The organism is Corynebacterium genitalium ATCC 33030 (assembly GCF_000143825.1).
In the GTDB taxonomy this organism is placed as follows: Bacteria; Actinomycetota; Actinomycetes; order Mycobacteriales; family Mycobacteriaceae; genus Corynebacterium; species Corynebacterium genitalium.
The window spans coordinates 2,323,932-2,349,853 of record NZ_CM000961.1; the positions used below are offsets into that span (position 1 = coordinate 2,323,932).

Here is a 25,922-nt window from a genome sequence, read left to right on the forward strand (position 1 = left end):
TAGACTCGAACTACACCCCCACACGGGCGCCCGCGGCAGCGGGCTGAGATCGCACTGATAGGCCGTGCGAGCACCGTTCGAACCTGTCTGGTTAGCACCAGCGAAGGAAGTAAAGGAGAGGCAATGGCCGACATCTACGCCCAGGAAATTCACCTGAAGCACTCGTACGCGCCGATCGTGGAAGATGGTCTGGAAGTCCCGGAGACGGAAATCCAGCTCGATGACTCACCGACCGGCCCGAACGCGCCGTTCAAGATCTACCGCACACGCGGCCCGTGGGCTGAGCCGGAAGAGGGCCTGCCGGATCTGCGCACCGAGTGGATTGAAGCCCGTGATGACGTGGAGAGCTACGCCGGCCGCGAGCGCAACCTCGAGGACGACGGTGTCCGCGCTATGAAACGCGGTGCCGCTAGCGAAGAGTGGCGCGGGGCTAAGCGCGAGCCCCTGCGCGCGAAAAGCGGAAAGCGCGTGACCCAGATGGCCTACGCCCGCCGCGGCGAGATCACCTCCGAAATGCGCTTTGTGGCACTGCGCGAACACTGCTCTCCGGAGAAAGTCCGCGAGGAAGTCGCCGCTGGCCGCGCAATCATCCCGAACAACGTTAACCACCCGGAGAGCGAGCCGATGATTATCGGCAATGCGTTCTTGACCAAGATCAACGCGAATATCGGCAACTCTGCGGTGACCTCCTCCATCCGTGAGGAAGTAGACAAGTTGCGCTGGGCCACCCGCTGGGGCGCGGACACGGTCATGGACTTGTCCACCGGAAACGACATTCACACCACTCGCGAGTGGATCCTGCGCAATTCCCCGGTTCCCATCGGCACGGTGCCGATCTACCAGGCGCTGGAGAAAGTGGGTGGCGTCGCTGAGGACTTGACGTGGGAGATCTTCCGCGACACCGTCATCGAGCAGGCTGAGCAGGGCGTTGATTACATGACTGTCCACGCCGGCGTGCGCCTGCCGTACGTTCCGCTGACCTCGAAGCGCGTGACCGGCATTGTCTCCCGCGGCGGCTCGATCATGGCCGGCTGGTGCCTCGCGCACCACAAGGAATCCTTCCTGTACGAGAACTTCGACGAGCTGTGCGAGATCTTCGCCCAGTACGACATCGCCTTCTCGCTTGGGGACGGTTTGCGTCCCGGCTCCGTCGCCGACGCCAACGATGCTGCACAGTTCGCTGAGCTGAAAACCATCGGCGAACTGTGCAAGCGCGCCTGGGACCACGATGTCCAGGTCATGATCGAGGGGCCGGGCCACGTCCCGCTGAACATGATCCAGGTCAACAACGAGAAGGAAGAGGAGTGGTGCGGCGGCGCGCCGTTTTACACCCTCGGCCCGCTGGTGACCGACATCGCCCCGGGCTACGATCACATCACCTCTGCAATCGGCGCCGCCAATATCGCCATGGGCGGCACCGCGATGCTGTGCTACGTCACCCCGAAGGAGCACCTGGGCCTGCCCAACAAGGATGATGTCAAGACCGGTGTGATCACGTACAAGGTCGCCGCGCACGCAGCCGACGTGGCCAAAGGCCACCCGGGCGCCCGTGACTGGGACGACGCAATGAGCAAGGCGCGCTTCGAGTTCCGCTGGAACGACCAGTTCGCTCTCTCGCTTGACCCGGAGACCGCGCAGGCCTACCACGATGAGACGCTGCCGGCTGAACCTGCGAAGACGGCGCACTTCTGCTCCATGTGCGGCCCGAAGTTCTGCTCCATGCGCATCAGCCAGGACATCCGCGACGAGTTCGGTGATGCCATCGACGAGGCGCTGGATGACGAGAACAAGAAGCTCATCGCCGACCTGGGCATCCCCACCTTCGCGGGCGGGGAGGATTTCCGCCGCGGCGAGCGCGAGATGGCCAAGGAGTTCCGCGAGCTCGGCTCGAACGTCTACGTGAAGGAGTAATTCGGGGATAATGGCTGCTGTGTCTACCGCAGCATTCATCGAAAGCCATACCGACGCCCCCGACCACGAGCTCGCCGCGGCGCTGACCCGCACGGCCGGGGAGCTCGCTTTGCGCATGCGCAACGAAGGTTTGGAGACGTCGCAGAAGACATCCGTGTCGGATGTGGTCACGCAGGCTGACATGGCCGCCGAGCGCTTCGTCGCTGAGACGCTCGAGGCCCTTCGCCCCGACGACGGCATTCTCGGCGAAGAAGGCGCGGCTAAAGAGTCCACCACGGGCCGCACGTGGGTCATTGACCCCGTCGACGGGACGTACAACTTCTCCTGCGGCTCCGACTATTTCTGCTCCGCGCTCGCGCTTGTCGACGGCGCGCCCAGCGCTCCAGCGAGCATCCTCACCAGCGCCGTCATGCGCCCCGCGCTGGACACGACCTGGGTGGCACACGGCGGAACCTCCGAGCGCAACGGCGAGCGTCTCCCCCACCTGGAGAACGCGCCGTTGAATCAGCTCGCCTTGGCCACTTACCTGCACCCGCGCGATATGGAGAATGCAGAGATCCGCGACGCCTGGATGCGGGCAGCCAGCCAGGCCGCCACGGTGCGCATGTGGGGCGCAGGTTCTGTCGATTTGGCCACGGTGGCCTCGAGCGGAATTGGCGGTTGGATCCAACACTCGGTCGCCGATTGGGACTGGCTGCCCGGTAAAGCGCTGGTCGAAGGTGTCGGCGGGAAGGCCATCAAAGTCGACGCAGGTGGGGTGACCTGGTGCGTGGCCGGCAACGAGCAACTGGTGGACGAGGTCGAGGCACTTTTGGCGGAGTAACAACGCCCCGATCTCGCTAGGATTGGGCGCCATGACCACCTATTCAGATGATCTAGCGCTCGCACTCGAGCTCGCAGAGCTTGCCGACGGCATCACCCTCGACCGTTTCGAATCCGCCGACCTTAAAGTCGACTCGAAACCGGACATGACTCCCGTCTCCGACGCGGACATCGCCGTGGAGGCTGCGCTGCGCGCCAAGCTGGAATCTGCCCGCCCCTCCGACGCGGTCCTTGGTGAGGAGTTCGGTGGCGACGTGCAGTTCGAGGGTCGCCAGTGGGTCATCGACCCTATCGACGGCACCAAGAACTTCGTTCGCGGCGTGCCCGTGTGGGCCACGCTCATCGCATTGCTCGAAGACGGCAAGCCTGTCGTTGGGGTCGTCAGTGCTCCCGCCCTTGCCCGCCGCTGGTACGCCAGCCAGGGTTCCGGGGCGTGGCGCACGTTCGCCGACGGCAGTGTGAAGCGGCTCGGGGTGTCGGGGGTTGAGGGGTTGGAGGATGCGTCGATAAGCATCTCGTCCTTGAGCGGCTGGCGCGACCGCGACTTGCGCGACCAGCTGATCTCCCTGACCGACGATGTCTGGCGGCTGCGCGGCTACGGCGACTTCTTCTCTTACTGCCTGGTGGCAGAAGGTGCGGTGGACATCGCTGCGGAGCCCGAAGTGTCGCTGTGGGATCTCGCAGCACTGTCTGTTCTGGTCACCGAGGCTGGCGGGAGGTTCACCTCACGCGCCGGCGAGGATGGCCCGCACGGCGGTGACGCGGTGGCCACCAACAACTTGCTGCATGATGCTGTTCTAAGGAGACTGTCATGACCGCACCTGCTCCCACCCAGAAACCCCCTCGCCTCGTTGTCCCCGATCTCGCTCGCGGGCTGGCTCTTTGGGGGATCGCCATGGCGAATCTGACCACCTTCTGGATTATGAACTCCCCTGAGGGTGCCATTGGTAAGAGCCTCGGCTGGGTAGACCCAGACAGTGCTTCAGACCGTTTCGCTGCCCTGTTCTCGGGCATGCTCGTCCACACTCGAGGCCTGCCAATGTTCGCTACCCTGCTCGGTTTCGGCATCGGGCTACTCACTTCGAGCTTGCACCGGAAGAACTACCCAGTGGGCAAAGCCACACGCATGCTGGTTAAACGCTACGGCATCCTCGCCGTCTTCGGCTTACTGCACATGTACCTGCTGTTCAACGGCGACATCATGTTCACCTATGGCTTGGCGGGAATGCTCATCGCCACGATGATCAAGCTCAGTTCGAAGACACTGCGCATCTTTGCTGCGGTGTCCTTCTGCATCGCCCTGCTCCTGTCGACGATGTCGGTGATTACCGCCCTCGCCGGTGTGGACGTCGTGCCAGAGTTCACCCCAACTGAGCAAATCACCACAGCCGGCACCTACTTCATCACGACTATCCAACAAGCACCATTTTTCATGGTGAACTCGACGTTCGCCGTTCTCGCGGTCCTATGCGTCATGCTCATCGGGTTCATCTGGGCGCGGGAGGGGGTTCTGGCCAACGTCGACGCGCACCGAAGAACGCTCACTTTTTGGGCCACGCTCGCTGTAGTCATCAGCCTCGCTGTCGGCATACCGTGGGGCCTAGCGGCGATGGGTGTCATTAACGACCAATTGGATCAGGTCTTCATGGCCCTCAATATGGGCTTGGGCACATTCACCGGCCCCGGCATCCTGGCGCTGATCGCGTTGGCCACGAACGGGATTCAGAAGCGCATGTACGACGATGCCGCAGCCGGGCATCCAGTCGCTGCCCCGAAGATTTTGTACCCCTTTGTCGCGTTGGGTAAGCGTTCAATGTCCGGCTACGTCGCCCAGTCCTTCCTGTTCATCATCCTGGTCATGCCCTTTGGCTTCGGTCTCGGCGTGGACAGCACCATCTCGGAAAAGCTCCTCATCGCCGCCGGCGTCTGGTTGATCACCCTGGTGCTTGCGGTCATCCTCGAAGCCACAAACACCCCCGGCCCGTTCGAGTGGGTCCACCGCCGTCTCGCCTACGGCAAGACCGGCAAGATCGAGCCCTACGCGGAGGCCTACAATGGCCCACATGACGCAGGACAAGCACCCGGAGAACACGCCCGGCGGCCCGTCGGTGAAGGACGGGGAGCTCTACCAACGCCTCCGCCAGGAGGGCAATTCGAAGTCGAAGGCGGCGGCCATCGCTAACGCGGCGGCGAACTCTTCGCGCTCCGATGTCGGTGCGAAGGGCGGCGAGTCTGGCTCCTACGATGACTGGACGCGCGAGGAGCTCTACTCCCGCGCGCAGGAGCTGGACATCCCCGGCCGATCCGACATGACCAAGGACGAGCTCATCGAGGCGCTGCGCAATGACTGAGCTTGATCTCCGCTGCTACTTCATCACCGGCCAGGGGCCTGACATCGTCGGCACTGCGCGCGCAGCCGCCGCTGGTGGCGCCGGAATGATCCAAGTGCGCAGCAAACCCATCTCTGCGCGCTCGCTGTTCGAGCTCGGCCAGGCCGTCGCGGAGGCTGTCTACGAGGTCAACCCCGCCACGCACGTGCTTATCGACGATCGCGCCGACGTCGCCCTCGCCCTACGCCAGGCCCGCGTTCCTAACGTCGCCGGCGTGCACATCGGCCAGGACGACCTCGATCCGCGCATCGCGCGCGAATTGCTTGGGCCAGATGCGATCATCGGCCTGACCACGGGGACGCTGGAACTCGTGCAGGATGCCAACCAGTACGCTGACGTCATCGACTACATCGGCGCAGGGCCCTTCCGCGCGACTCCCACAAAAGACTCTGGCCGCGAACCGCTGGGGCTGGAGGGCTATCCGCCGCTCGTCGCTGCATCTTCGCTGCCCGTCGTCGCCATCGGCGACGTCACCGTCGACGATGCCGCTGACCTCGCCGCAGCCGGCGTTGACGGCGTAGCTATCGTCCGCGGCATCATGAACGCCGAGGATCCGCAGGCGTACGTTGAGCGCGTGATCGCCGCCTTCGACAGGGGCAAGCAATCCCGCTAGAACAAGCTATACAGCGAGTACCCGCCGAGCACCACGGTGACCAAGAAGATGAAGCCGCCGAGGATGTTGGAGGCGAGGCCATTGGCGTTGTCTCCCAGCAGCTTCTTGTTGTTCATGGTGTAGAGCAAGAAGAACGCCACCACTGGCAGCAGGATGCCGTTGGCTGCCTGCGCCAGGACAATCACTTGGATCGGGTTGACACCGGTCACCGCGATCACCAGCCCGATGAGCACCACGGCCAGGTAGATCGCGCGGAACCTGTTGTCTTTCAGGTCAGAGGACCAGCCGAGCACGCCGGAGATCGCGTAGGCAGCGCCAAGCGGGCCGGCGATAGCCGAGGTCAGGCCAGCCGCGAACAGACCGATCGCCAACGCCCACGGCGCGAAGTCGCCGAGCACCGGACGCAACGGCTCCGCCAGCTCCGCAGCTGATTCGGCTGCAATGCCCTGGGCAAAGAGCGTCGACGCTGCTGTAGCCACGATCGCCAACGTGATCAACCCACCGATGGAGATCGACACAATGTTGTCCACGCGGGCTTTCTTCAAGCTCAGCTTGCCCGGCTCATCGCCCCACTTTTCCTGGACCAGGTTGGAGTGGAGGAAGACGTTGTAGGGCACCACTGTCGTACCGATCAGCGCGATCGCCGTGAGCACCGAGCCGTCTGGAAGGCCCGGCACGAAGATGCCTTTGAACATCGCGCCGAGATCCGGCTTCACTGCCACTGCGGTGATCAGGAAGATCAGTGCCAGGATGATCACCAGCGCGGTCATGAATTTCTCGATGACCTTGTAGCTGCCGGTCAGCAGAAGGACAACGATCACAGCGACGATGATGCAGGACAGGACGGGGATGCTCAGGCCGGTGACGTCGGAAAGCGCGAGGGCTGTACCTGTGGTGTCACCGCCAGCGTATGCGGCGCCGCCGATGCCGATAGCCGTGACAATGAGCGAGATCATCAGCAGCTTCGCCACCGGCGACTCGAACGTTTCGCGCATTGCTTCGCCCGTGCTCAACCCGCCCATGAGTCCCAGGCGCGCAGACATTTCTTGCAGGATGATCGTGGCCACGATCGAGAACACGATCGCCCATGTCAGGGCGAAACCGAAGCTTGCACCTGTGACCGTCGCCGTGGTGACTGTGCCCGGGCCAATGAACGAGGCACTAATGAGCAGGCCCGGACCGAGCCAGCCTGACCGTCGTTTAGCCGTAACCTCAGAGTCGTCGCGATCGTTTACTGCAGTGGACATCGCTGTTCCCTTCTGCGGTTGGTGACATGTTCCGAACTACTTTATCCGGCGAAACTGTCGGCCCACAGGGGTTCGTTCAAATCGGCAGTCTCGTAACCGTCATTCCGAACGGGCAGGGAATGGTTGTAGGAGACGTATTTGGAACCGTCGCGGAACTCGAAGACGATCTCATGGCCATTGCGCGTGATGGTTGTGTACCCTTCTGTGACCAGAGAGTGGCATCCGGAGCACAATGGCAGCAAATTATCCAGGTCGGTCATACCGCCCTCAGCCCAGTCGCGGATGTGGTGCATTTCCATGAAGCGTCGATGCGTACAGCCCGGAGTCGCGCACTGCCCGCCCCACATGGCCATGAGCGCGTTGACCTGTCCGTCCGTTGCTAGGCGGGTTGACCGACCGGTGTTCAGGATGAGGCCCTGATTACTCACCGTATCCAACCTGACTAAGGCGTTGGATACGAGGTGCTCCAGCGTCTCGGTCGTCGCTCCAGCGTTGTTAGGCAAGTAGGCTCGCCCGTCCACGGTCATCATGACGTTCACGTGCGCGCCCGGCGCCCGAAGAGTGCTGATGGGTTTTGTACGGGCCATGTTCACTATTCCCATGAGGGAGAAGACCAAGGCGCGCGGCGTCGGCAAGCCGAAGCCAGACACCTCCCGCTTTGCCTGTCGAGCCTCCTCATCCTTCTCTTTTTCATGGATGAGCTCATCTACCTTCTCATTGTCGACCACCCCATCCCCACCCAGCAGCTTCTCTAGCTCCCCATCCTCGGCAGCGGACGCGAGATGCCCAATTTTGAGCGCAGCCTTGAAAGCTTCACCATCTGCGGCGTTGAGCCTCCCCCACAGCTTCAGGCCACCGTCTGCCTCCTGCTTCAACCGCAGGTAATACTCCCTGCCCTCCTCCTTCGCCTCGTTAGGTTTCTGCTTTCCGGCGAGAGCGCTTTCCAGGCCGTGGTAGTTCAGCTCCATGCCCATCTTCACCAGCTCGAACTCATTGTCAGCGGTCAGGTACTTGAGCAGTAGACGCACCGCAGAGTAGCTCAGGTTACCATCGAGGAACATCTCCGTCAGGTATGGGAAATCGTTCAGTTGCCGTGCAACACTCACGTACTCATGCGCCGTCGACTCCGATACCCCGAGCCGCCTGATTAGCCAGGCCGCCGTACTCGTCGCTCCGCACTCATTCGCTAACCCCATCTGATCGAAATCGCCAATCAGCACCATCAATCGCGCTTTCGAACGAACAACCGTAACGTATGTCGCCACGATTTCCTCAGCCAACCACTCCAGATCCAGCTCTTCATCCAGTATGTTCACGCTGACCACCACCCCTGTTAATGCCCCACGTTGTCGGTTACCCCGACTCTACACAACGACCCGGACACCCATCGATCAATTGTTCGAATATCACCGATGAAAAAGACTCCGCATTGCGGAGTCCCTGGGGTTTTGCGGCGGACTAAAACGTCGTAAAGCTAGTCCTCCATTTCCGCGAAGGCTTCCTCGACAGAATCGTGCTCCTCGCGGGATTCTTCCCACACTTCCTTGGCGGCGGAGAGGTTCACCGCGGCGATGATCGCGCCGACCACGATGTCGAACCACGCCGTCGGCCATACGAAGGTGAGTAGACCGGCGAGAATGATGAGGATGTTGGCAAGGGCGTCGTTACGCGCCGCGAGCCACGCACCTGTCGCGAGTGACGAGCCCTGCTCCCGCAACTGCAGCAAGATCACTGCGCAAATGACGTTGACCACCAGCGCACCGAATGCCACCGCAGTCAGCCCTTCCGCAGATGGCGGTTCCGGGTTGAGAATCTTGGTCACAACCATCACGATCGCTGCGATCGCAGGAATCAGGATGAGCGCCGCGAGCACGCTTCCTGCTTTTCGACGGCGCGACGCCGGCCACGCCACTGCAAAGAACACCAGCAGGTTGATCGCCGTGTCCTCGAGAAAGTCTGCGGAGTCGGCAAACAACGCGGCTGAGCCAATCATCACGGCCGCGGCGAACTCGATGAAGAAGTAGAGCAGGTTCAGCAGCGCCACAATGAGAACGGCGCGGCGGATTCGGTCAGTGTTCATACTGCCCATGGTGCTCGCAACAGGCCTTTCACACAAAAAGAGACTCCGCATTGCGGAGTCCCTGGGGTTTTACCGTGTTTAGTAGGAGCTGAAGCCGTCGGCGGTCAGCTCGTGCTTCTCATCGCCGGTGATGGCCGGGTTGAACACAGAGACTAGGATGAGGTCCTCGTCCTTGCCGCCGCGGAGGTAGTGGGCGTCGTGCTCATCAAGCACATACACCGTGCCCGGGGTGATCGGGTACACGTTGCCCTCGGTGTCCTCGACCTCACCGGAGCCGCCGATGCAGTAGCAAGCCTCGAGGTGGTTACGGTACTGCAGCTTGGACTCAGTGCCAGCACGGACAACAGTGTGGGCGATGGCGAAGCCCATGTTGTCCTTGGCGGTGACGACACGCTCAGAGGTGCCGCCGCCCCACTCGACTTTTTCCACTTCGTCGCGGGAACGGGTGAACATAGCTAGTGCTCCTTATCGATCGGCTCGCAATCTTGACCCCAGGCTAACACCCATGACAACTGTCACGCCGAGATCGTGACAGCAGGACTACGTTCGGCTCCCCGGCGCGCAGTGAAATGTGAAGCATGATCGAAACACAGAACGTGAGCAAGCATTTCGGATCGGTGAAAGCCGTTGAAGATGTCAGCCTGAGCATTGGCCGCGGTGAAATCGTCGGCCTGCTTGGGCGCAACGGAGCAGGCAAAACCACCCTGGTGGACCTCATTCTCGGATTGACCAAGCCGACGAGCGGCACAGTACGCGTGGCCGACATGACCCCGGCGCAGGCGATCCGGGACGCACGCATCGGTGCGGTGATGCAGACCGGCGGTCTCCTCGACACTGTCACCGTCAAAGACACCCTGGCCATGATCAACTCCACGCACCGCGATTCCATCGGCGTGGAGGCCGCGATCGAGCAGGCGAATCTCACCAAGATTCAGAACCGCCGGGTGGGCAAATGCTCTGGCGGCGAACAGCAGCGGGTCCGCTTCGCCATTGCGTTGCTGGGCAAGCCGGACATTCTCATCCTCGACGAACCAACCACCGGGATGGACGCCACCAGCCGCCACGAGTTCTGGGACACGATGCGCGCCCAGGCCCACTCTGGACGCACCATCATCTTCTCCACGCACTACCTCGAGGAAGCTGAAAACCTCGCGGAGCGCATCATCGTGCTCGATCGCGGCGAGCTCATCGCGGACGGCCCGACAGACAGTCTCACCGCCGGCGCAGACAAGAAACGGGTCACAGCGCAGTCATCGCAGGGGCTTATCGACGTCACCACCCAGGACTCCGACTCCTACGCCCGGAAACTACTCACCGAGACCGATGCTCACGACCTGACCGTCACTAGAACATCCCTAGAGGACTCCTTCATCGCACTCACCTCAGATGACCCAGAAAGCGAGGAGCAACCATGACCACCCTGAAGTTCGCGCTGCACAACCTCAAACGCCTCAAATCCGATGCCTCTTCGCTGTTCTTCAACATCGTTCTTCCGGTGATTCTCTACCTCATTTTCGGTGCTGCCCAGCAGTATTCAGACGATGAACTGGGCAACGGCAACGTCGCCGCCTTCGTCATGCTCGGCATGGCCCTCTACGCGGGAATTTCGGGAGCTGTTTCCCAATCGTCCCTGGTGGTCGTGGAGCACAACAGCGGATGGGGGCGGCAGCTAGCGCTGACTCCCCTGACGAACATGCAGATTGCGGTCGCGAGATTGCTCGTCATCATCGTCAACGTCGTGCTGCCCGTAGCTGCGGTGTTCCTCACCGGCGCATTGGTCGACGCCAAGATGGACGCCAGCGCATGGTTCTGGAGTTTCCTCATCACCGTCGGCGTGTCCTTGCCTTTCGGCTTCTACGGTTTGGTCTGGGCGCAATCGCTGAAGTCCCTCACGGCAGTCTCGATTGCTGCCACCTCAGTCACTCTGTTGGCCTTCGCTGGAAACACCCTGTTCCCGCTGACGAGCAACTTGATCGACTTCTCCCGGTTCACCCCGATGTACGGCGCCACCATGCTGTCGCGGTGGCCTGTGGCCGAAGGGCTCCAGCTGATCCAGGACGAACCCTTCCAAGTCACCGACCCCCTGTGGCAACCCGTGCTCAGTATCATTGCCTGGACAGTCATTTTCGCTGTGATCAGTCTGGCCTTGGATAGCCGCGAGAAAGGGCGTGCGTGACCCAGAAAACGAACGGTGGCCACTACCACCTCGTTGAGGCCGGCATCTGGCTGATCCTCTTGGTCAGCCCGCTCGCCGGCTTGTTCACCATGGAGCTCCCCACCTGGCAGTACGTAGCCGGTGCCGGATTGATCGTGGTCTTCGGCGCGGTGTACCTGTGCGCGCACACGATCCGTGTGCACAGTAAGGACACTGTCAACGCGGCGTTGTGGGTGATCGCCCTCCTGATCCCCATGATCGGGGTGACCGCCATCATGGGGGTGTGGGGGGCCACAATGCTCCCCTACATCACGGCCGTGACCGGATCACTCATGCCAGTGCGCATGCACACGATCGTGGATCTCGCCATCATTTCGGTGTTCGGTGTCTTCGTATTCCTCACGGGAAACCTGACGGCGTGGATTTTCTTCGGCGCGTCCGTGCTCATCGCGGTGACGGTAGGAACGCAGGTCAGCGCGACCAGGCTTAGCGACGAGCGCGTCCACCTCGCCGCTGAGCTCGAGCTGGCGCGACAACGCGAGTCGATTTACCGGGACGTGCACGATCTATTGGGTCATTCGCTGACCGTGATCAATGTGAAGACGTCGCTGGCGCGCAGGCTGGTGGACGTCGACAAGCAAGAAGCGGCGAAGGAGCTGGATGAGATCGTGGAGCTGTCCCGCCAATCACTTGAGGACGTCCGGCGTGCTGTGCGGACAACCCACACGCCGTCGTTGACCGCCGAGGTGGAAGCGGCGAGCTCGGCACTGGCGGCGGCTGGAATCGAGCCGCGGATCAACGTTCACGGCGCCACCGACTCGTCACTGTTCGGATGGGTGCTGCGAGAGGCGGTGACCAACGTGATTCGGCACTCCCAGGCGACGGAGTGCGAGATCGACGTAACTCCGCACAGGCTGGTCGTGGCCGATAATGGCATCGGCTTGCCGCCGGGCACGCGTCTGGGGAGCATCGCCGACAGGGTGAGCGCTGCGGGCGGTTCACTCGTGGTTCCACCCACCGATTCCGGAACGCGGCTGGAGGTGACAGCATGATTCGCGTGCTCATCGCCGACGACCAAGGGTTGCTCGTGGGCGCGCTATCGGCCTTGCTCAACCTGGAGAAGGATATTGAGGTCGTAGCCACCTGCCGGACCGGTGACGGTGTCGTCGACGCTGTGCGGGAGCATAACGTAGATGTGGCGTTGCTCGACATTGAAATGCCCGGCCGGACCGGGTTGGAACTCGCCGCTGACTTGGCAGGGTCGCCGTGCAAGGTAGTCATTGTCACCACGTTCGGCCGGCCCGGATACCTGCGCACAGCCCTGGAGGCTGGGGCCGCGGGGTTCATCGTCAAGGACACTCCCCCGGATCAGCTCGCCGACGCAGTACGGCGCGCTCACGCTGGCATGCGGGTGGTCGACCCGCAGGTTGCGGAAGAATCCCTGTTCACCCCACCGTCGCCACTGACTGCCCGGGAGGTCGAGGTGGCCCGCGAAGCCCTCACCGGCGCGGAGATCAAGCAGATCGCAGCACGGCTGAACCTCTCAACTGGGACGGTGCGCAACCACATCTCGGCCATCATGACCAAGACCGGCGCGCCCAACCGCTACGCTGCCGCACGCACCTGCAACGACAATGGCTGGCTCTGAAGTCCTGAGAAAGGCGTAGGCTGGATGGCAATATGGCAGGGAATATTGCAGTCGTTGGGGCAGGCATCATTGGCCTGTCCACCGCTCTGACGCTAGCGGACCGCGGCCACAGCGTCACTGTCTATGACCCTGATCCGGTCAGCGGCGCGACGTGGCACGCGGGCGGCATGCTCGCCCCCGCCGCAGAGGTCGTGTACAAGCAGGACCCGCTCTTTCCGCTCATGATTGCGGCTGGACAGTGGTACCCCGAGCTCATCAATCTCACCGCGAAGCACACAGATAAGCCCACCGGTTACCGGACCGACGGGACAATCATCGTGGCCAAGGATCGCGCGGACAAGACGCACCTTGAGGAGCTGCAGGAATACCAGGAACTGCACGGCATGACTACCGAGCGCGTGACCACCCGCGAGGCCCGCACGCTCGAGCCCGCGCTCCATCCCGCTATTGCCGGTGCCGTGCACATCCCCGGTGACCACCAGGTTCGGCCGCGGCTGTTCGCAGAGGCGCTTATCGACGCCTGCCGCAACGCAAACGTCACCTTCATCCACGAAGCGATCCATGACGTCGATGAACTCGATGCGGACCAGATTGTGTTGGCCAACGGCCTCGGCGCTCGAGAGACCACCGGCTGGTTCGAGGGCGAGAACCCGCTCAAGTTGCGCCCCGTCTACGGCGACATGGTGGAGCTGCGCGTGCCGGAGCACCAGCGCCCGTTGGCGGACCGGGTGATCCGCGGCTTCGTCGAGGACCGGCCCATCTATGTCATTCCGCGCGACGGCGACGGGCTGACCCTCGGTGCGACCACCCGGGAAGACAACCGCCCCGACCCGCAGGCCGGAGGCGTGTTCCAATTGCTGCGTGACGGGATTGAGATCCTGCCCGCCATCGAAGACTGCGACATCGTGGAAACCCATGCCGGTGCCCGGCCGGGCTCCCCCGACGACCTGCCCTACCTCGGCAGAGTCAGTGACCGAGTGGTCGTGTCCACAGGGTATTTCCGGCACGGTATCTTGCTCGCGGCAGTGGGGGCTCGGTGCGGGGCTGAGCTCGTCGAAAAGCAGGAGCCGTCCGTAGACTTGAAAGCCTGCGATCCAATGCGTCACAGGAGGCAAGAATGAATCTGATCGTGAACGATGAAAACGTCACCACCGACACCACCGACGTTCAGAAGTTGCTGGAAGAGCGCCTGGGCGAGGTGCCCAAGGGCACCGCTGTCGCCATCAACGGCGATGTTGTGCCGCAGTCGGAGTGGGCCACCCGCGTGCTTGAGGACGGCGCCCACGTGGACATCCTCACCGCTGTCCAAGGAGGCTAGGCGTGCTCGAGATCGCCGGCAAGCAGTTCGACTCGCACCTGATCATGGGCACTGGCGGGGCGACCTCGCAGGACATGCTCGAGCGTGCGCTTGTCGCATCGGGCACAGAGCTGACGACAGTCGCGATGCGCCGCTTTGCTGCCCAGAAGAACGACGGCGAGCAGGGTGAAAGCGTCTTCGACCTGCTCGAGCGTCTTGGCATCGCTCCCCTGCCCAACACTGCTGGGTGCCGCACCGCCCGCGACGCGGTCATCACCGCGAAGCTCGCGCGTGAGGCGCTGGGTACCGACTGGGTGAAGCTCGAGGTCATTGCGGACGACCGCACGCTACTGCCCGACGTCGTGGAGACCGTCGACGCGTGCGAGATGCTCATCGATGAAGGCTTCACCGTCCTCGCTTACAGCTCTGATGACCCGGTGGCCGCGAAGAAGCTCGAGGACATCGGTGCGGCGGCCGTGATGCCGCTGGGTTCGCCCATTGGCACGGGCTTGGGCATTCTCAACCCGCACAACATCGAGCTCATTTGCTCGCGGGCCGAGGTTCCCGTGCTTGTCGACGCTGGAGTTGGCACCGCCTCGGACGCCGCCCTGGCCATGGAACTCGGCTGCTCGGGCGTGCTGCTCGCCAGCGCCATCAACCGGTGCCAAGACCCCGAAGCGATGGCGCGGGCGATGCGTCTTGCAGTCGAGGCCGGTTCGGCTGCGCGCGGGGCGGGGCGGATTCCGAAACGGGAGCACGCGGTGGCGTCGTCAAGCTTTGAAGGGCTAGCAAGCTGGGCAGACCAGGTGCTGTAGATCCCATGGACGAGCAGAAACTGCTGGAACGGTTCATGTGGCTGTCCATTGCCGCATCGGTCTTAGTCATCGGCCTGAAACTCGTCGCGGCCTGGGTGACCGGGTCGGTCGGTTTCTTATCGGACGCGATCGAATCGACCATCAATCTCGTCGCCGCGAGCGTCGGATTGTGGGCAATCAAGCTGGCCGCGAAGCCGGCAGACGACAACCACAACTTCGGCCACGCCCGCGCCGAATACTTCGCCGCGCAGGTGGAAGGCTTCCTCATCCTGGTGGCGTCGGTGGTGATCATCATCACCGCAGTGGGGCGCATCATCAACCCGCAGCCGCTGGAACAGCTCGGCATCGGCTTGGTGTTCTCCATCGTGGCCACCGCCATCAACGCCGGTGTGGGCATTGTGCTCATCCGCGCCGGCAAGAAGTACCGCTCCACCACCCTCGACGCGGACGGGCGTCACCTGATCACCGACGTGTGGACCACCGTCGGCGTCATCGTGGGCATGGCATTGGTGTGGCTGACAGGTTGGGAGATCCTCGACCCGATCGTCGCGCTGCTGGTAGGTGCGAACATCCTGTTCACCGGTTACTCCCTGCTGCGCGGGGCCATCCTGGGTCTGCTGGCGGAGACGCTGCCGGAGGATGAGGTCGCCACTGTGAAGTCCTTCCTCGCTGACTACTCCGCTGCTCACGGCGTCGAGTTCACCTCCGTGCGCACGACAGCCGCAGGCCGTCAGCGCTTCGTTGACCTGGTGATGCAGGTGCCGGGTCAGTGGACCGTGGATAAGTCCCACGACCACGCTGACGCTGTCGAAGAAGGCATTGCCGCAGCCCTGGGCGGGGCCGAAACGATCATTCACGTTGAGCCGTTGGGCCACCCGACCACCGTCGGGCCGATGACGCCCCAAATCCCCCCGGTGAGCGCTGACTAGCGCTCGCCCTCGACCTTCGTGGCCCCTGCTGGCTCGACGGTGTCGATCTCCACTGGGGTGCCCTCAGGAACTTCAACCTCGACGACCTCTTCATCGCCGTCTTCGGTCTCGGCCTCGCCTTCGATGACGAGGGTCTCGGTGAGACGCCACGTCTCGTTGTCGTAGTCGTATTCGAGCTCAGGGCGGTCGATCTCATTGCCCTCTTCGTCATAGCCCGGCGCGGGCTTCGCTTCAGCTTCCTCGTACTTCTCCGGGGTGTCCGTCTTCTCCCACTGGCGGGAACGGAACTTACGGTCCGCAGCAGCGTCATCATCCATCGCCTTGACCAGGGCGAACATCATGATGAAGTACACGAAGAAGAACGGCAGGGCGATGATGATCACCACTTCCTGCAGCGCCTGGATACCGGAATCGTTAATGAACAGCAGCGCGGCCGTGACGACGCCGACAGAGATCGCCCACGCAACGCGGTAGTACCACGGCGTCGCTTCCTCTTCGCCAGTGGCGAAGGTGTCCATCACCAGGGCCGAGGAGTCGATCGAGGTGACAAAGTAGAACACGATCACGGCCAGCGCGATCGTGCCGGTGACCATGTACAGCGGGTACTGCGCCAGAAGCGTGAACAGTGCCTGCGGGGTGTCGCCGTTCTCCACGACAGGCTCGGTGAGAACACCCGGGTCGTTGCGCTCCACCTCGATGGCGGTGCGGCCGAAAGCGGCGAACCAGACAATGTCGAAAATGGTCGGCGCAAGGATGGTACCGGCGATGAACTGGCGCACGGTGCGGCCGCGGGAAATGCGGGCGAAGAACATGCCCACGAACGGCGACCAACAAATCGTCCACGCCCAGTAGAACGCGGTCCAGGTGGCGTGCCAGCCGGGGTTCTCGTTGTTAGCATCGACCCAGAACATCAGTTCCGGCAGAGAGGACGCGTAGATGCCGAAGGACTCGGTCAGGTGCTGGACAATCTTCAGCGTCGGTCCTGCCAAGACCAGGAACACCAGCAGAATCACAGAGCCGACGATGTTGAGGTTGGACAGAATCTTCACGCCCTTGTCCAGACCCGTCGCCACAGAAATCGATGCGGCCACTTGTAAACGCGCTTGCCCAGAAGCGGCGAGAAAATCGACGAGTAGCGGGCGGGCATCTTGCGCTTGTACACGAAGTAGCCCATGGCCAGCCCCGGCAGGGTGAAGATCACCCACATGTGGATGCCAAAGTGGTAGTAGGTGAACTCGAATGCCTGGCGCACAGCGGAATCGCTCATGGACTCCATTCCGCCGCGTGGCGGGTTGAATGCGTGGTGCAGCGGTTCTGCGGCACCCCAGAACATCAGGGTCGCGCCCATGCCGGCTGCGAAGAGCATGGAGAACCAGACGGGCAGCGAGTACTCTGGCTCGTCGTCGTCATCACCGAGACGGAAATTTCCGTAGCGGGAGACGGAAATGACGATGCGGAACAGGAACACCGCAGAGACTCCGCCGATGTAGAGCCACGAGAAGTGGTCCATCATCCAAGCGGAGACGTGGGAGTAGAGTTCTCTAGCAGAGTCGCCGAATCCAATCGTGGCGGCGACGAAGACTGTGATGAATCCGGCCGCGGAGAAGAAGATCAGCGGGTCCGAGCGTAATTTGGACATGGTGATTAGGTTTAGGTTATGAGCGATCTACACGAGAATGAGCTTCGCCGTACTGCCCGGCAGATGAACCTGCCCGGCTTCGGGCCTGAGCAGCAAGAAGCGCTTCAGCGCGCCCATGTGTTCGTCATCGGCGCAGGTGGCTTGGGGTGCCCGATCATGCAGACGCTTGCGGCGACAGGCGTCGGGCACATTTCGCTTATCGACGATGACATGGTCGACTTGACCAACATCCACCGCCAGATCCTCTTCGGGGCCTCCGACGTTGGGCGGAAGAAGATCGAGGTGGCAGCAGAACGCCTCCGGGAACTGCAACCAGGCATCCGCGTTGACACGATCGAGGGCCGGCTGGATGCGTCGAACGCGACGGATCTCCTCGACGGGGTCGATGTGCTGATCGAGGGCTCCGACACCTTCTCCACCAAGTTCCTCGCCGCCGACGCCGCCGAGATCACCGGCACTCCCCTGGTGTGGGGCTCGGTGCTGCGTTACCGCGGCGATGTGGCGTTGTGGTGGACCGGCCCCGGTGCACCTGAGACCGGAGCTGGCATGCGTGACCTCTACCCCGAACAACCAGACGCGGACTCCGTGCCGGATTGCGCGACGGCGGGTGTGCTCGGTGTGACTACGTCGGTGGTCGGCGGACTCATGTCCACTGAGGTGGTGAAGTTCCTCACCGGCATCGGCGACTCCACACCCGGCAAGCTGCACATTTATGACGCTCTGACCGCGTCCATCCGCCAGTTCACTGTCACGCGGGATCCAGGCCGACCGCTGGTCACCAAGGTAGCTCCAGATTATGGCGAGGTGTGCACGGTGCCGGAGGGGGCGGGTCCACTCGTCGATAAGCTTGAGCGCGGTGAGGCGATCGCGCTCGATGTGCGCGAACCGCACGAGAAAGCCATTAAAGACCTGCCGGTGCCCGGGCACTTGTTGCCCACGTCCGACATCGAACTCCACCCGAACATGGCCGCAGAGCTTATCGACGATCTCCCGGAGCACTCCGAAGTCGTTGTCTACTGCGCGTCCGGCGTGCGGTCCCAATGGTTCGTCGACACGTTCCAGCCATTGGCAGACCAGCGCGACATCCGGCTAGTCAACCTGCCGGGCGGTGTGAACGCGCTCTAGCGCATCTTGCTGCGGTGGTACAGAGTGCCCGCTAGCGAGGAAACGCAGGCGGAGCCGATCAGGACGAGGATGGTGTAAAGGATGCCGCTGACGCCCAGCATCGACAGGATCCACCCCGTCAGCAAGGCACCAATGACAGCTCCGGCAATAGCGACGACCCAGTTCATAATTGATTCTCCTTAATTATTAATGGGCCCCATGGTAGGGCATTGCTGGTGCTAGCGTTGTGGGCATGACTGATTCCGCGTGCAACCAGCTCCCCCGCCACGACGTCGACCCCGGCGGTCTTCTTGAATACTCGGCCGTGTTCAGCGACCGGTCTCTCAACCACATGTCCGCCCGCTTCATCGGCGTCATGCAAGAGCTGCAGGAGATTCTGCGCTCCACCTACAACGCCTCCAGCATGGCTGTGATCCCCGGCGGCGGAACCTTCGCTATGGAATCTGTCGCCCGCCAGTTCGTGCGCGGCAAGAAGGCACTGGTCATCCGGACCGGCCAGTTCTCCTACCGCTGGTCCCAGATCTTCGAGATGGGTTCGCTCGCCGACGAGACAATCGTGCTGGGCGCCGAGCCGACCACCGAGGAGGCACGCCCCTCCTACACCCCGCCGGCAATTGAGAATGCCGTCGCCCGCATTCGTGAGGAGCGCCCATCCTTCGTCATCGCCGCGCACGTGGAAACCGCAGCCGGTCTTGAACTGCCGGACGACTACATCACCGAGCTGGCCCGCGCCGCCCACGACGCCGGCGGCCTGATGATTCTTGACTGCGTCGCCTCCGGCGCGAAATGGATCGACATGGCAGCAACTGGAGTGGACATCTTGCTCACCGCCCCGCAGAAGGGCTGGTCTGGCTCCCCGGCCACCGGTTACGTCATGTTCTCTGAAGCTGCCCGAGCCGAGCTGGACAACACCACCTCCGACTCTTTCGCCATGGACCTGGCCAAGTGGACCGCCATTTCTGAGGGGTACGTGGGCGGTTCCGCTGCCTACCACGCGACGATGCCGACGGACACCATCGAGCACAACCTCGAGGTGATGAAGGAAGCGCAAGAGACCGGCCTGGAGCAGCTCACCGAGCGCCAGGTCGAGCTGGGCAGCCGCATCCGTGGCGTGCTGGCAGACGCTGGCTTCCGCTCCGTCGCCGCCGAAGGTTTTGAGGCTTCCTCCATCGTGGTCATGCACGCTACGGCCCCCGAGCAGCAGAACGGCTCCGCCTTCAAGCAGGCCGGTCTGCAGATCGCCGCTGGCGTCCCGCTCCAGATTGGTGAAGCTGAAGACTTCTCCACCTTCCGCATCGGCCTGTTCGGCCTGGACAAGTGGGGCGATGTCGACCGCGCCGTGGAGCGCTTCGAGGACGCGCTCAAGCAGGTGCTGTCCTAGCGCAGCGCAGGCACAACGTGCTCGATGAGCTCGTCGATCTGCTCCTCTGCCGGCCGCGTGGAAGTGCGGAAGTTCACCGATACGTGGTGGATGCCCATGCTGCGCTGTGACTTCAGCAGTTGGATCAACACATTGCGCCCTAACCGGTACCCGAACGTGCCGCCGCTAGCCGGCTCATCGGGGTTGGTGGACAGGTCGAGCCACAGCGACTCGGCGAACGGCTTGAACGCTGCTGCCCCTTCGGCGCCCTCGCGCGCGGCCCACTCGGCGACTGCGGCATTCCAGTTCGCCACGTTCACCCGCTGCACGTCGAGGCCCTTGTGGTACATGAACCAGCCGTGGGTGTGCTCTGCACGCCACTGGAGCGTCTGCTGGCATGAGCCGGTGGCCAGCAACGGCACCTCACGCGCAGATGGCTTGGGCACCACATCCGATCCCCCCATCTTGAAGCCCTGCCCGGCAACTTCCCAGCGGAGGGGTTTGTGGGAGGTGGTGGTGGCGCGTCGATAAGCATGCACATGCTCGCGGAAGACCTCCGCGCGTATGCCTTTATCCATGCCGAACGCCGGGAACTCTTCGGGCCTGTCCCCCGTGGCCACGCCCATGAGGAAACGCCCGCCGGACAGCCGGTCAATCGTGGCCGCGCGCTTGGCCAGCAAAAGCGGATGCTGGAAGGGCACCACAATCGCCGCCGTACCCAGCGCGATGATGGACGTGCGCGCGGCTAGGTAACTCAGATACATCCACGGGTCATAGACCTGGCCGACGTCACCGAAGGTCTCCACCCGCAGCGGGATATCGCGCACCCACACGGCTGCGATCCCACCGTCCTGCGCTTTCTGCACAAGACGCAGCTGGTTATCCAGGCTGTCAGTGGGGTTGGCCTCGGCGTTCTCTTCAATCGGCAGCGATAGGCCCACTGTGAGCTCGCCGGGCCGGAACGTCCGTTGGAAGCCGGGGAGCTCCCAGTACGGAGAGGTGGAGAGGTCAAGAAGCGACTGTTCGTGGTCCATGCGCCCAGCCTAGCGGGAGTGTGTTAAAGCACGACCGCGCCAACGAGGGCGGCGCCGATGACTACTGCCCACGGCGGAACCTTCCACGACGTCAGAGCCGCAAAGCAGACGACGGCGACGGACATCGTCACCACGCCCGTGATGCCCGCGGTGAACACCGGTGTGTACAGGGCCGCGCCCAGGATGCCGACCACTGCTGCGTTCGCTCCGGCGAGCGCACTGCCTGCTCGTGGCATCTGGCGGATGCGTTCCCAGAACGGCATCGCGCCGAGCACCAGCAGCGCAGCGGGTAGGAAGATCGCGATGGTGGCAATGGCCGCGCCCACAAGCCAGTGCATGCCGTCCGCGCTGGCCCCGAGGAACGATGCGAACGTGAACAGCGGACCAGGCATTGCCTGCGCTGCGCCGTAGCCGGCGAGGAACGTGTCATGGCTGACCATGTCAGGCACCGTCACCGATTCCAGCAGCGGCAGCACCACGTGTCCGCCTCCGAAGACGAGCGCGCCGGCGCGGTAGAAGGATTCGAAGATCCCCATGCCGGTTCCGCCGACAGCGCGTGCGATCGCCGGCAGAGCGAGCAACAGCACCACGAAGAGCACGAGGCAGACAATGCCGACTGTGCCCGAGCCGCTCCCTTCGCTTGCCGACGGCTCCTCCTCACGGCCCTCCCCCTTCAGAAAAGCCAGACCCGCAACGATGCCCACCGCAATCGCGAGCACCTGCACCAGCGGATGCGGAACGAGCAGCACGACGACGAGCGCCGCCACCGCGATGGCCGCACGGATCTTGTCGGTGATTAAGTTCTGCGCCATGCCGTGGACCGCCTGGGCGACGACGGCCACAGCAGCTGCCTTCAAACCGATGAGCCAACCGGCGTCGCTGATGTCGCCGAGGTATGCCACCCCGGCAGCGAACGCCACCATGAGCACGACCGACGGCATAGTGAATGCGAACCACGCCGCGAACATCCCCATATATCCGGCGCGCTGCAGACCAATGGCCATGCCGACCTGGCTAGATGCCGGACCGGGAAGGAACTGGCACAGCGCTACGAGGTCCGCGTACTGCTTATCGCTGAACCACTTCCGGCGCTCGACGAATTCGTCGCGGAAGAAGCCCAAATGCGCCGTCGGGCCGCCGAACGAAGTACAGCCAAGGCGCAGGAAGATCCTGAACACGTCAAAGGCCGAACCTCGGCTAATGTTTGCTGCTCCAGTTTTGCCGGTCGAGGTTGTCACGATGCCCTTTCTTACCAGAGCCGCTTTGAGCTGGCCCGATAAGTTCACCCACAGTTTCTCTTTTGGCTAGTCGCCCGGGCGGGGCGTTTCGTTGACTCCGCATTGCGGAGTCCCTGCGGTTTTGCTGTCGCCCGGGACCTGGGCCGCGGCTCGCACAGCGACGGCCCACCCATCCAGCTAGGCTGGCCTGACCGACAAGCTGGAGGGGTAAACGGATGAGCGAACCGAACGACGATCACCTAGGAGAAATTGTCCCTTGCAGATTCACCGAAGCTGATTTCGAAACGGGCCTGGCATGCATGCCGGGGTGGGTTCCCGCTGAATACCGGAATTTCCTCGAACAGCACGGAGTTGTCCACATCGCCGGTGTGGACTGGCTTTCACCGGCCTCCGCACCAAATAGCCCTTTCAGCGTTGAATCTGGCTATGAGCAACTGACCCAATCAGCGGAGATGTTCGGAGAAGACCCGGATAGATGGTTCCCGGTTGCAATCTTTGACCTCGATGAATTCGCGTTGTACCACCTCAAGGACGACGGCTCCACGGAATTTGGCCACTTCCACTTCGAGGACCTGGAATATGTCGAAGGTCCATTCCCGACAATGACAGACTGGATGCGCACCTACACGGAGGAAATCTGATGGCCGATCCCGCAAACGCACTGCCCGACAAGGTCACGGGGCCTGTCGACAACATGCTTTTCGACGAGCACGTGTTTGAGTCCGTGACGTTCCATGGTGCCCTGTTCCGCAATTGCACATTCAATGCCGTGGCTTTCCACAATTGCACGTTTAGAACCGTGCGGTTTGAAAACTGCCGCATTCAGCAACCACGGTTCGAAAAATCAACGGTTGAACACATCGCCTTGATTGATACCGCAGTCATCTCCCCCGTTCACCCGCTGAAAGGTGATTGGTTCGACCGGATCAGTGGAAGCACGCTGACCGATGTCGTCCTGTGCAAGGGTAAATTCCTCTACGACATCGTCGAGCACACCACGATCAGCGGACACCTCGAAGACGTCAACTTCATGGAGCATCACACCAAGACGCAGCTGGACGAGGTCGACCTGTCCCAGTGCACCCTGGCGAACGTCAGCTTCACTGGCGTGCCGATGCAGCGCGTCAAACTGTCCGAGCATGACCAGAGCTTCGTCGACGAGAACTGGATCCAGACCGCTGAAGAGCTCCACCGGCTCACATTGTCCTACTTCGACGACGATGACTCGCGCAAGCGTAAAGCGGCAGAGCAGCTGTTCAACATCATTGAAGGTGACGCATCGAACTTCCGCTCGAAGTACGACCTTCGTCGTCCCGACCTGGAAAGCCTCGGTTACGACGAACGACGCGGAGCACGCTACATTGATGAACTGTCTGGCACGACGAAACCAGAATGGATCCGCGAACCGATCGCCGAACTCTACGCAGAGGTCGGCTGGACACCGTCGAGCCCCACACGATAAGGAGATCGGCTCATGTCCGCTACGTTCAATCAGATGTTCGGCGAGGCAGGATCATCGAGCATTGAGTTTGAAGGGAAAACCCTTCACGGACGCCTGAGAATCAATGGTGCTGTTGCAAACTTCAGGCGGAGAGCCGTGACGACCCAGTCTTCATCCTCTGATGCTCGCTGCGGGTCGGCGTTCTCAGGCAGCCTCGAACACCCGGCTGACGATCACCGCATCCGGGTTCGGTTGCTCGTAGGCAAACATCGCGCCCTGGCCTTTCCGCAATGAATGCATCGCTTCCATCCCTTTCAACGTCCGGTAGGCAGACGTCCGATTTTTGAACGTCCCCTTCGGTCCCAGGATTCGTTTCAACCGGCCATGATCTCCCTCGAGAACGTTGTTCAGGTATTTCACCTGACGGTGCTCCACCGTCTGAGGGCAGATTCCCTCCGCCTTCAGCTCGGATATTGCCTTGGCCAGAGCTGGTGCCTTGTCGGTGTTGATGACCCGCGGGGACCCGGCTGTCGTATTCGATCGCAGCGTCTTGGCCAGGAAACGCTTGGCCGCAGCCACATTCCGTTTTGGTGAGAGGTAGAAGTCTAAGGTCTGCCCACCGGCGGTAATAGCCCGGTAGAGATAGCACCACCTGCCGCCGACCCGGATATAGGTCTCATCCACCCGCCAGGACCGGGCCTGCCAGTCGGGTACCTGCCGGTACCAGCGAGTTTGCTTATCCAGCTCAGGGGCGTATTTCTGCACCCAGCGGTAGATCGTGGTGTGATCGACTGGCACACCCCGCTCGGTCATCATTTCTTCGAGGTCGCGGTAGCTCACGCCGTAGCGGCAGTACCACCGCACCGCCCACAGGATGATGTCACGGGGGAAATGCCGACCGGAGAAGATGCCCATGGCTCTGATTATTTCACGCCGGTCTTTCTACTGCCCCAACTTTGCAACAGCACCTCCGCTAAGGCACTGGCTGGCGCTACCGCAGCCATCGCCACCACCGCACTTGTCGCGCCGACCGCTTCCGCAGCTCCGGACTCCGACTGGGACCGCCTGGCTCAGTGCGAGGCTGGCGGCAACTGGCACATCAACACCGGTAACGGCTACTACGGCGGTCTGCAGTTCTCCGCTTCCACCTGGCGCGCATACGGCGGCGGCGAGTTCGCACCGTACGCACACCAGGCAACCCGCGAGCAGCAGATTGCTGTCGCGGAGCGCACCCTCGCAAGCCAGGGCTGGGGCGCATGGCCGGCATGCTCCCGCAAGCTGGGCCTGAACTCCGCCCCGACCCCGCGCACCGCACCGGCAGCGAAGCCGGCTCCGGCACCGAAGCCAGCCGCAGCTCCGCAGCCGAAGAAGAACAACGAGCTCGAGGTGGACAAGCTCTACAAGTCCCTCACCCGCGAGCTGAACAACCGCGGCCTGAATGTCCCGCCGCAGGTTGAGGCAACATACAAGGCCAACCGCAACGACTACAACGCGTTCTACCAGGCCAACAAGGACTTGATCGACGCTCTCCTGTCTGGCGATGCACAGGCTTTCATCGCTGCCGTCAACGCTAGGCTGCCGCGTTAAGGCCGCTAGCTAAACAGCAAGCACAAAGGGCTTGATTCCGACGAGATCGGAATCAAGCCCTTTGTGCGACGGCACTCAGCCTAGGAAGCGCCATCCTTAACGACTGTGATCTGCCAGCCAGCATTCTGGTTCTGCACAAAGTCCTTCACGGAATGGCCGTTGTCGGCTGCCCACTGGGGAATGGATTCTGTAGCCTGCGTGCAATCGAAATCGATCACCAATGCCTCACCGCTGTCCAGCTCAGCGATCGCATCCTTCGCTTCGATGAGCGGGAATGGGCACACAGCGCCGAGAGTGTCCAGTTTGTAGCGACCGCCGCCAAGTGGGAGGGCCTTACAGGCCTGCTTCGGCTTGGTCTGCACTGCCAATGCGCCGTTAGCGACCGGGAAGCTGAAAGCCGGGGTGGCCTCTTGACTGTCGTGAACAGCATCGTGACTGGAACGGACAGACTCATCGGTGGTGTACAGGTCTCCAGCGTCCTCGGGGGACACTCCCGCCTTGCTGGGCTTTAGCCAGATCTTCGCACCGATATAGACACCAGCCGCAATGAAGATGAGTGCGACCCAGCCCTGGTAGCTAAACAGGGACGTT

28 protein-coding genes and 1 pseudogene are annotated in these 25,922 nt (G+C 62.4%); 19 read left to right on the forward strand and 10 right to left on the reverse strand.

Annotation, left to right across the window (positions count from 1 at the left end):
• Positions 1–123 precede the first annotated feature (123 nt).
• Genes thiC through HMPREF0291_RS11000 form a run of 6 tightly spaced genes read left to right on the forward strand, consistent with a single transcriptional unit; the run spans position 124 to position 5,736 of the window.
• Entirely contained in the window at positions 124–1,911 is a 1,788-nt protein-coding gene (thiC, locus tag HMPREF0291_RS10975) for a phosphomethylpyrimidine synthase ThiC (protein ID WP_005291519.1), read from the forward strand.
• Between the two features lie 10 nt (positions 1,912–1,921).
• A complete protein-coding gene (locus tag HMPREF0291_RS10980; protein WP_005291522.1) occupies positions 1,922–2,734 on the forward strand; it encodes an inositol monophosphatase family protein in 813 nt (270 codons plus the stop codon).
• A 31-nt stretch (positions 2,735–2,765) separates the two neighbouring features.
• Positions 2,766–3,548, forward strand: a complete 783-nt coding sequence (gene hisN / locus HMPREF0291_RS10985) for a histidinol-phosphatase (RefSeq protein ID WP_005291523.1) — start codon at positions 2,766–2,768, stop codon at positions 3,546–3,548.
• The gene (locus HMPREF0291_RS10990) at positions 3,545–4,915 is read left to right on the forward strand and encodes a DUF418 domain-containing protein (protein WP_005291525.1); all 1,371 of its coding nucleotides are present in this window, start codon (positions 3,545–3,547) and stop codon (positions 4,913–4,915) included. The genes hisN and HMPREF0291_RS10990 overlap by 4 nt, the downstream gene beginning before the upstream one ends.
• Positions 4,797–5,084 carry a DUF7218 family protein gene (locus HMPREF0291_RS10995; RefSeq protein WP_050748835.1) on the forward strand — a complete coding sequence of 96 codons (288 nt, stop codon included), beginning with the start codon at positions 4,797–4,799 and terminating at the stop codon, positions 5,082–5,084. Before HMPREF0291_RS10990 ends, HMPREF0291_RS10995 begins: the two co-directional genes overlap by 119 nt.
• On the forward strand, positions 5,077–5,736 hold the full coding sequence (locus tag HMPREF0291_RS11000) for a thiamine phosphate synthase (RefSeq protein ID WP_005291530.1): 660 nt from the start codon (positions 5,077–5,079) through the stop codon (positions 5,734–5,736). The genes HMPREF0291_RS10995 and HMPREF0291_RS11000 overlap by 8 nt, the downstream gene beginning before the upstream one ends.
• Here the strand turns inward: HMPREF0291_RS11000 and HMPREF0291_RS11005 are convergent.
• The 4 genes from HMPREF0291_RS11005 to HMPREF0291_RS11020 all read right to left on the reverse strand — a co-directional run bounded on the left by HMPREF0291_RS11005 (position 5,733) and on the right by HMPREF0291_RS11020 (position 9,516).
• A complete protein-coding gene (locus HMPREF0291_RS11005) occupies positions 5,733–6,983 on the reverse strand; it encodes an Nramp family divalent metal transporter (protein ID WP_005291533.1) in 1,251 nt (416 codons plus the stop codon). The genes HMPREF0291_RS11000 and HMPREF0291_RS11005 overlap by 4 nt on opposite strands.
• A 41-nt stretch (positions 6,984–7,024) precedes the next feature.
• Positions 7,025–8,299: an HNH endonuclease signature motif containing protein gene (locus HMPREF0291_RS11010; RefSeq protein WP_156774852.1), complete on the reverse strand. Its 1,275-nt coding sequence runs from the start codon at positions 8,297–8,299 to the stop codon at positions 7,025–7,027.
• Between the two features lie 158 nt (positions 8,300–8,457).
• On the reverse strand, positions 8,458–9,063 hold the full coding sequence (locus HMPREF0291_RS11015; protein WP_156774853.1) for a cation efflux transmembrane domain-containing protein: 606 nt from the start codon (positions 9,061–9,063) through the stop codon (positions 8,458–8,460).
• Positions 9,064–9,141: 78 nt separating this feature from the next.
• Positions 9,142–9,516 (reverse strand): ectoine synthase, encoded by a 375-nt coding sequence (locus HMPREF0291_RS11020; protein WP_005291538.1) that lies wholly within the window; start codon positions 9,514–9,516, stop codon positions 9,142–9,144.
• 125 nt (positions 9,517–9,641) lie between these two features.
• On the opposite strand from HMPREF0291_RS11020, the gene HMPREF0291_RS11025 reads away from it, so the two are divergent.
• From HMPREF0291_RS11025 to HMPREF0291_RS11060, 8 genes are read left to right on the forward strand one after another with little or no spacing between them, the layout of a single operon-like run.
• A complete protein-coding gene (locus tag HMPREF0291_RS11025; protein ID WP_005291540.1) occupies positions 9,642–10,478 on the forward strand; it encodes an ABC transporter ATP-binding protein in 837 nt (278 codons plus the stop codon).
• Complete coding sequence (locus HMPREF0291_RS11030; RefSeq protein ID WP_005291542.1) at positions 10,475–11,239, forward strand: ABC-2 transporter permease; 765 nt, start codon at positions 10,475–10,477, stop codon at positions 11,237–11,239. The genes HMPREF0291_RS11025 and HMPREF0291_RS11030 overlap by 4 nt, the downstream gene beginning before the upstream one ends.
• Complete coding sequence (locus HMPREF0291_RS11400; RefSeq protein WP_005291543.1) at positions 11,236–12,270, forward strand: sensor histidine kinase; 1,035 nt, start codon at positions 11,236–11,238, stop codon at positions 12,268–12,270. The genes HMPREF0291_RS11030 and HMPREF0291_RS11400 overlap by 4 nt, the downstream gene beginning before the upstream one ends.
• Positions 12,267–12,866, forward strand: a complete 600-nt coding sequence (locus HMPREF0291_RS11040; RefSeq protein WP_005291545.1) for a response regulator transcription factor — start codon at positions 12,267–12,269, stop codon at positions 12,864–12,866. Before HMPREF0291_RS11400 ends, HMPREF0291_RS11040 begins: the two co-directional genes overlap by 4 nt.
• 32 nt (positions 12,867–12,898) lie before the next feature.
• Positions 12,899–13,987, forward strand: coding sequence for a glycine oxidase ThiO (gene thiO, locus HMPREF0291_RS11045; protein WP_005291547.1), 1,089 nt, complete (start codon positions 12,899–12,901; stop codon positions 13,985–13,987).
• Positions 13,984–14,184: a sulfur carrier protein ThiS gene (gene thiS / locus HMPREF0291_RS11050; RefSeq protein ID WP_005291550.1), complete on the forward strand. Its 201-nt coding sequence runs from the start codon at positions 13,984–13,986 to the stop codon at positions 14,182–14,184. The genes thiO and thiS overlap by 4 nt, the downstream gene beginning before the upstream one ends.
• Before the next feature lie 2 nt (positions 14,185–14,186).
• The gene (locus HMPREF0291_RS11055) at positions 14,187–14,978 is read left to right on the forward strand and encodes a thiazole synthase (RefSeq protein WP_005291553.1); all 792 of its coding nucleotides are present in this window, start codon (positions 14,187–14,189) and stop codon (positions 14,976–14,978) included.
• 5 nt (positions 14,979–14,983) lie between these two features.
• The gene (locus HMPREF0291_RS11060) at positions 14,984–15,907 is read left to right on the forward strand and encodes a cation diffusion facilitator family transporter (RefSeq protein ID WP_005291555.1); all 924 of its coding nucleotides are present in this window, start codon (positions 14,984–14,986) and stop codon (positions 15,905–15,907) included.
• Here HMPREF0291_RS11060 and HMPREF0291_RS11065 read toward each other — a convergent pair.
• Positions 15,904–17,546 (reverse strand): annotated as a pseudogene (locus HMPREF0291_RS11065) (BCCT family transporter). The gene HMPREF0291_RS11060 and the pseudogene HMPREF0291_RS11065 sit on opposite strands and share 4 nt — an antisense overlap.
• 18 nt (positions 17,547–17,564) lie before the next feature.
• On the opposite strand from HMPREF0291_RS11065, the gene HMPREF0291_RS11070 reads away from it, so the two are divergent.
• The gene (locus HMPREF0291_RS11070) at positions 17,565–18,671 is read left to right on the forward strand and encodes a ThiF family adenylyltransferase (protein WP_005291560.1); all 1,107 of its coding nucleotides are present in this window, start codon (positions 17,565–17,567) and stop codon (positions 18,669–18,671) included.
• On the opposite strand, the gene HMPREF0291_RS11075 is transcribed toward HMPREF0291_RS11070, so the two are convergent.
• The gene (locus tag HMPREF0291_RS11075; protein WP_005291562.1) at positions 18,668–18,838 is read right to left on the reverse strand and encodes a hypothetical protein; all 171 of its coding nucleotides are present in this window, start codon (positions 18,836–18,838) and stop codon (positions 18,668–18,670) included. The genes HMPREF0291_RS11070 and HMPREF0291_RS11075 overlap by 4 nt on opposite strands.
• Positions 18,839–18,903: 65 nt before the next feature.
• Here HMPREF0291_RS11075 and HMPREF0291_RS11080 point away from each other — a divergent pair, with 65 nt between their 5' ends.
• Positions 18,904–20,052, forward strand: a complete 1,149-nt coding sequence (locus tag HMPREF0291_RS11080; RefSeq protein WP_040423819.1) for an aminotransferase class V-fold PLP-dependent enzyme — start codon at positions 18,904–18,906, stop codon at positions 20,050–20,052.
• On the opposite strand, the gene HMPREF0291_RS11085 is transcribed toward HMPREF0291_RS11080, so the two are convergent.
• Together HMPREF0291_RS11085 and chrA are read right to left on the reverse strand one after the other, a co-directional pair.
• Entirely contained in the window at positions 20,049–21,065 is a 1,017-nt protein-coding gene (locus HMPREF0291_RS11085) for an LLM class oxidoreductase (protein WP_005291566.1), read from the reverse strand. The genes HMPREF0291_RS11080 and HMPREF0291_RS11085 overlap by 4 nt on opposite strands.
• A gap of 23 nt (positions 21,066–21,088) precedes the next feature.
• Entirely contained in the window at positions 21,089–22,243 is a 1,155-nt protein-coding gene (chrA, locus tag HMPREF0291_RS11090) for a chromate efflux transporter (protein WP_156774854.1), read from the reverse strand.
• Between the two features lie 275 nt (positions 22,244–22,518).
• Here chrA and HMPREF0291_RS11095 point away from each other — a divergent pair, with 275 nt between their 5' ends.
• Together HMPREF0291_RS11095 and HMPREF0291_RS11100 are read left to right on the forward strand one after the other, a co-directional pair.
• Positions 22,519–22,944 (forward strand): SMI1/KNR4 family protein, encoded by a 426-nt coding sequence (locus HMPREF0291_RS11095; RefSeq protein ID WP_005291572.1) that lies wholly within the window; start codon positions 22,519–22,521, stop codon positions 22,942–22,944.
• Positions 22,944–23,765 carry a pentapeptide repeat-containing protein gene (locus HMPREF0291_RS11100; RefSeq protein WP_005291575.1) on the forward strand — a complete coding sequence of 274 codons (822 nt, stop codon included), beginning with the start codon at positions 22,944–22,946 and terminating at the stop codon, positions 23,763–23,765. Before HMPREF0291_RS11095 ends, HMPREF0291_RS11100 begins: the two co-directional genes overlap by 1 nt.
• A 183-nt stretch (positions 23,766–23,948) precedes the next feature.
• Here HMPREF0291_RS11100 and HMPREF0291_RS11105 read toward each other — a convergent pair whose 3' ends face one another.
• Positions 23,949–24,659 carry an IS6 family transposase gene (locus HMPREF0291_RS11105; RefSeq protein WP_005291576.1) on the reverse strand — a complete coding sequence of 237 codons (711 nt, stop codon included), beginning with the start codon at positions 24,657–24,659 and terminating at the stop codon, positions 23,949–23,951.
• On the opposite strand from HMPREF0291_RS11105, the gene HMPREF0291_RS11110 reads away from it, so the two are divergent.
• The gene (locus tag HMPREF0291_RS11110; RefSeq protein ID WP_005291578.1) at positions 24,636–25,331 is read left to right on the forward strand and encodes a resuscitation-promoting factor Rpf1 domain-containing protein; all 696 of its coding nucleotides are present in this window, start codon (positions 24,636–24,638) and stop codon (positions 25,329–25,331) included. The genes HMPREF0291_RS11105 and HMPREF0291_RS11110 overlap by 24 nt on opposite strands.
• Before the next feature lie 80 nt (positions 25,332–25,411).
• Here the strand turns inward: HMPREF0291_RS11110 and HMPREF0291_RS11115 are convergent.
• The coding region (locus HMPREF0291_RS11115) for a sulfurtransferase TusA family protein (RefSeq protein ID WP_005291580.1) at positions 25,412–25,922 on the reverse strand (511 nt) is incomplete at its 5' end.

Bases quoted from the DNA above. Each gene is read 5' to 3' on its own strand.
- HMPREF0291_RS11085 (WP_005291566.1), bottom strand. From the start codon at position 21,065: ATGGACCACGAACAGTCGCTTCTTGACCTCTCCACCTCTCCGTACTGG.
- HMPREF0291_RS11015 (WP_156774853.1), bottom strand. From the start codon at position 9,063: ATGAACACTGACCGAATCCGCCGCGCCGTTCTCATTGTGGCGCTGCTG.
- HMPREF0291_RS11020 (WP_005291538.1), bottom strand. From the start codon at position 9,516: ATGTTCACCCGTTCCCGCGACGAAGTGGAAAAAGTCGAGTGGGGCGGC.
- HMPREF0291_RS11075 (WP_005291562.1), bottom strand. From the start codon at position 18,838: ATGAACTGGGTCGTCGCTATTGCCGGAGCTGTCATTGGTGCCTTGCTG.
- thiO (WP_005291547.1), top strand. From the start codon at position 12,899: ATGGCAGGGAATATTGCAGTCGTTGGGGCAGGCATCATTGGCCTGTCC.
- HMPREF0291_RS11095 (WP_005291572.1), top strand. From the start codon at position 22,519: ATGAGCGAACCGAACGACGATCACCTAGGAGAAATTGTCCCTTGCAGA.
- HMPREF0291_RS10980 (WP_005291522.1), top strand. From the start codon at position 1,922: ATGGCTGCTGTGTCTACCGCAGCATTCATCGAAAGCCATACCGACGCC.
- HMPREF0291_RS11080 (WP_040423819.1), top strand. From the start codon at position 18,904: ATGACTGATTCCGCGTGCAACCAGCTCCCCCGCCACGACGTCGACCCC.
- HMPREF0291_RS11110 (WP_005291578.1), top strand. From the start codon at position 24,636: ATGCCGACCGGAGAAGATGCCCATGGCTCTGATTATTTCACGCCGGTC.
- HMPREF0291_RS11025 (WP_005291540.1), top strand. From the start codon at position 9,642: ATGATCGAAACACAGAACGTGAGCAAGCATTTCGGATCGGTGAAAGCC.
- hisN (WP_005291523.1), top strand. From the start codon at position 2,766: ATGACCACCTATTCAGATGATCTAGCGCTCGCACTCGAGCTCGCAGAG.
- HMPREF0291_RS11000 (WP_005291530.1), top strand. From the start codon at position 5,077: ATGACTGAGCTTGATCTCCGCTGCTACTTCATCACCGGCCAGGGGCCT.
- HMPREF0291_RS11040 (WP_005291545.1), top strand. From the start codon at position 12,267: ATGATTCGCGTGCTCATCGCCGACGACCAAGGGTTGCTCGTGGGCGCG.
- HMPREF0291_RS10995 (WP_050748835.1), top strand. From the start codon at position 4,797: ATGACGCAGGACAAGCACCCGGAGAACACGCCCGGCGGCCCGTCGGTG.
- HMPREF0291_RS10990 (WP_005291525.1), top strand. From the start codon at position 3,545: ATGACCGCACCTGCTCCCACCCAGAAACCCCCTCGCCTCGTTGTCCCC.
- HMPREF0291_RS11060 (WP_005291555.1), top strand. From the start codon at position 14,984: ATGGACGAGCAGAAACTGCTGGAACGGTTCATGTGGCTGTCCATTGCC.
- thiS (WP_005291550.1), top strand. From the start codon at position 13,984: ATGAATCTGATCGTGAACGATGAAAACGTCACCACCGACACCACCGAC.
- thiC (WP_005291519.1), top strand. From the start codon at position 124: ATGGCCGACATCTACGCCCAGGAAATTCACCTGAAGCACTCGTACGCG.
- HMPREF0291_RS11105 (WP_005291576.1), bottom strand. From the start codon at position 24,659: ATGGGCATCTTCTCCGGTCGGCATTTCCCCCGTGACATCATCCTGTGG.
- HMPREF0291_RS11005 (WP_005291533.1), bottom strand. From the start codon at position 6,983: ATGTCCACTGCAGTAAACGATCGCGACGACTCTGAGGTTACGGCTAAA.
- HMPREF0291_RS11070 (WP_005291560.1), top strand. From the start codon at position 17,565: ATGAGCGATCTACACGAGAATGAGCTTCGCCGTACTGCCCGGCAGATG.
- HMPREF0291_RS11100 (WP_005291575.1), top strand. From the start codon at position 22,944: ATGGCCGATCCCGCAAACGCACTGCCCGACAAGGTCACGGGGCCTGTC.
- HMPREF0291_RS11030 (WP_005291542.1), top strand. From the start codon at position 10,475: ATGACCACCCTGAAGTTCGCGCTGCACAACCTCAAACGCCTCAAATCC.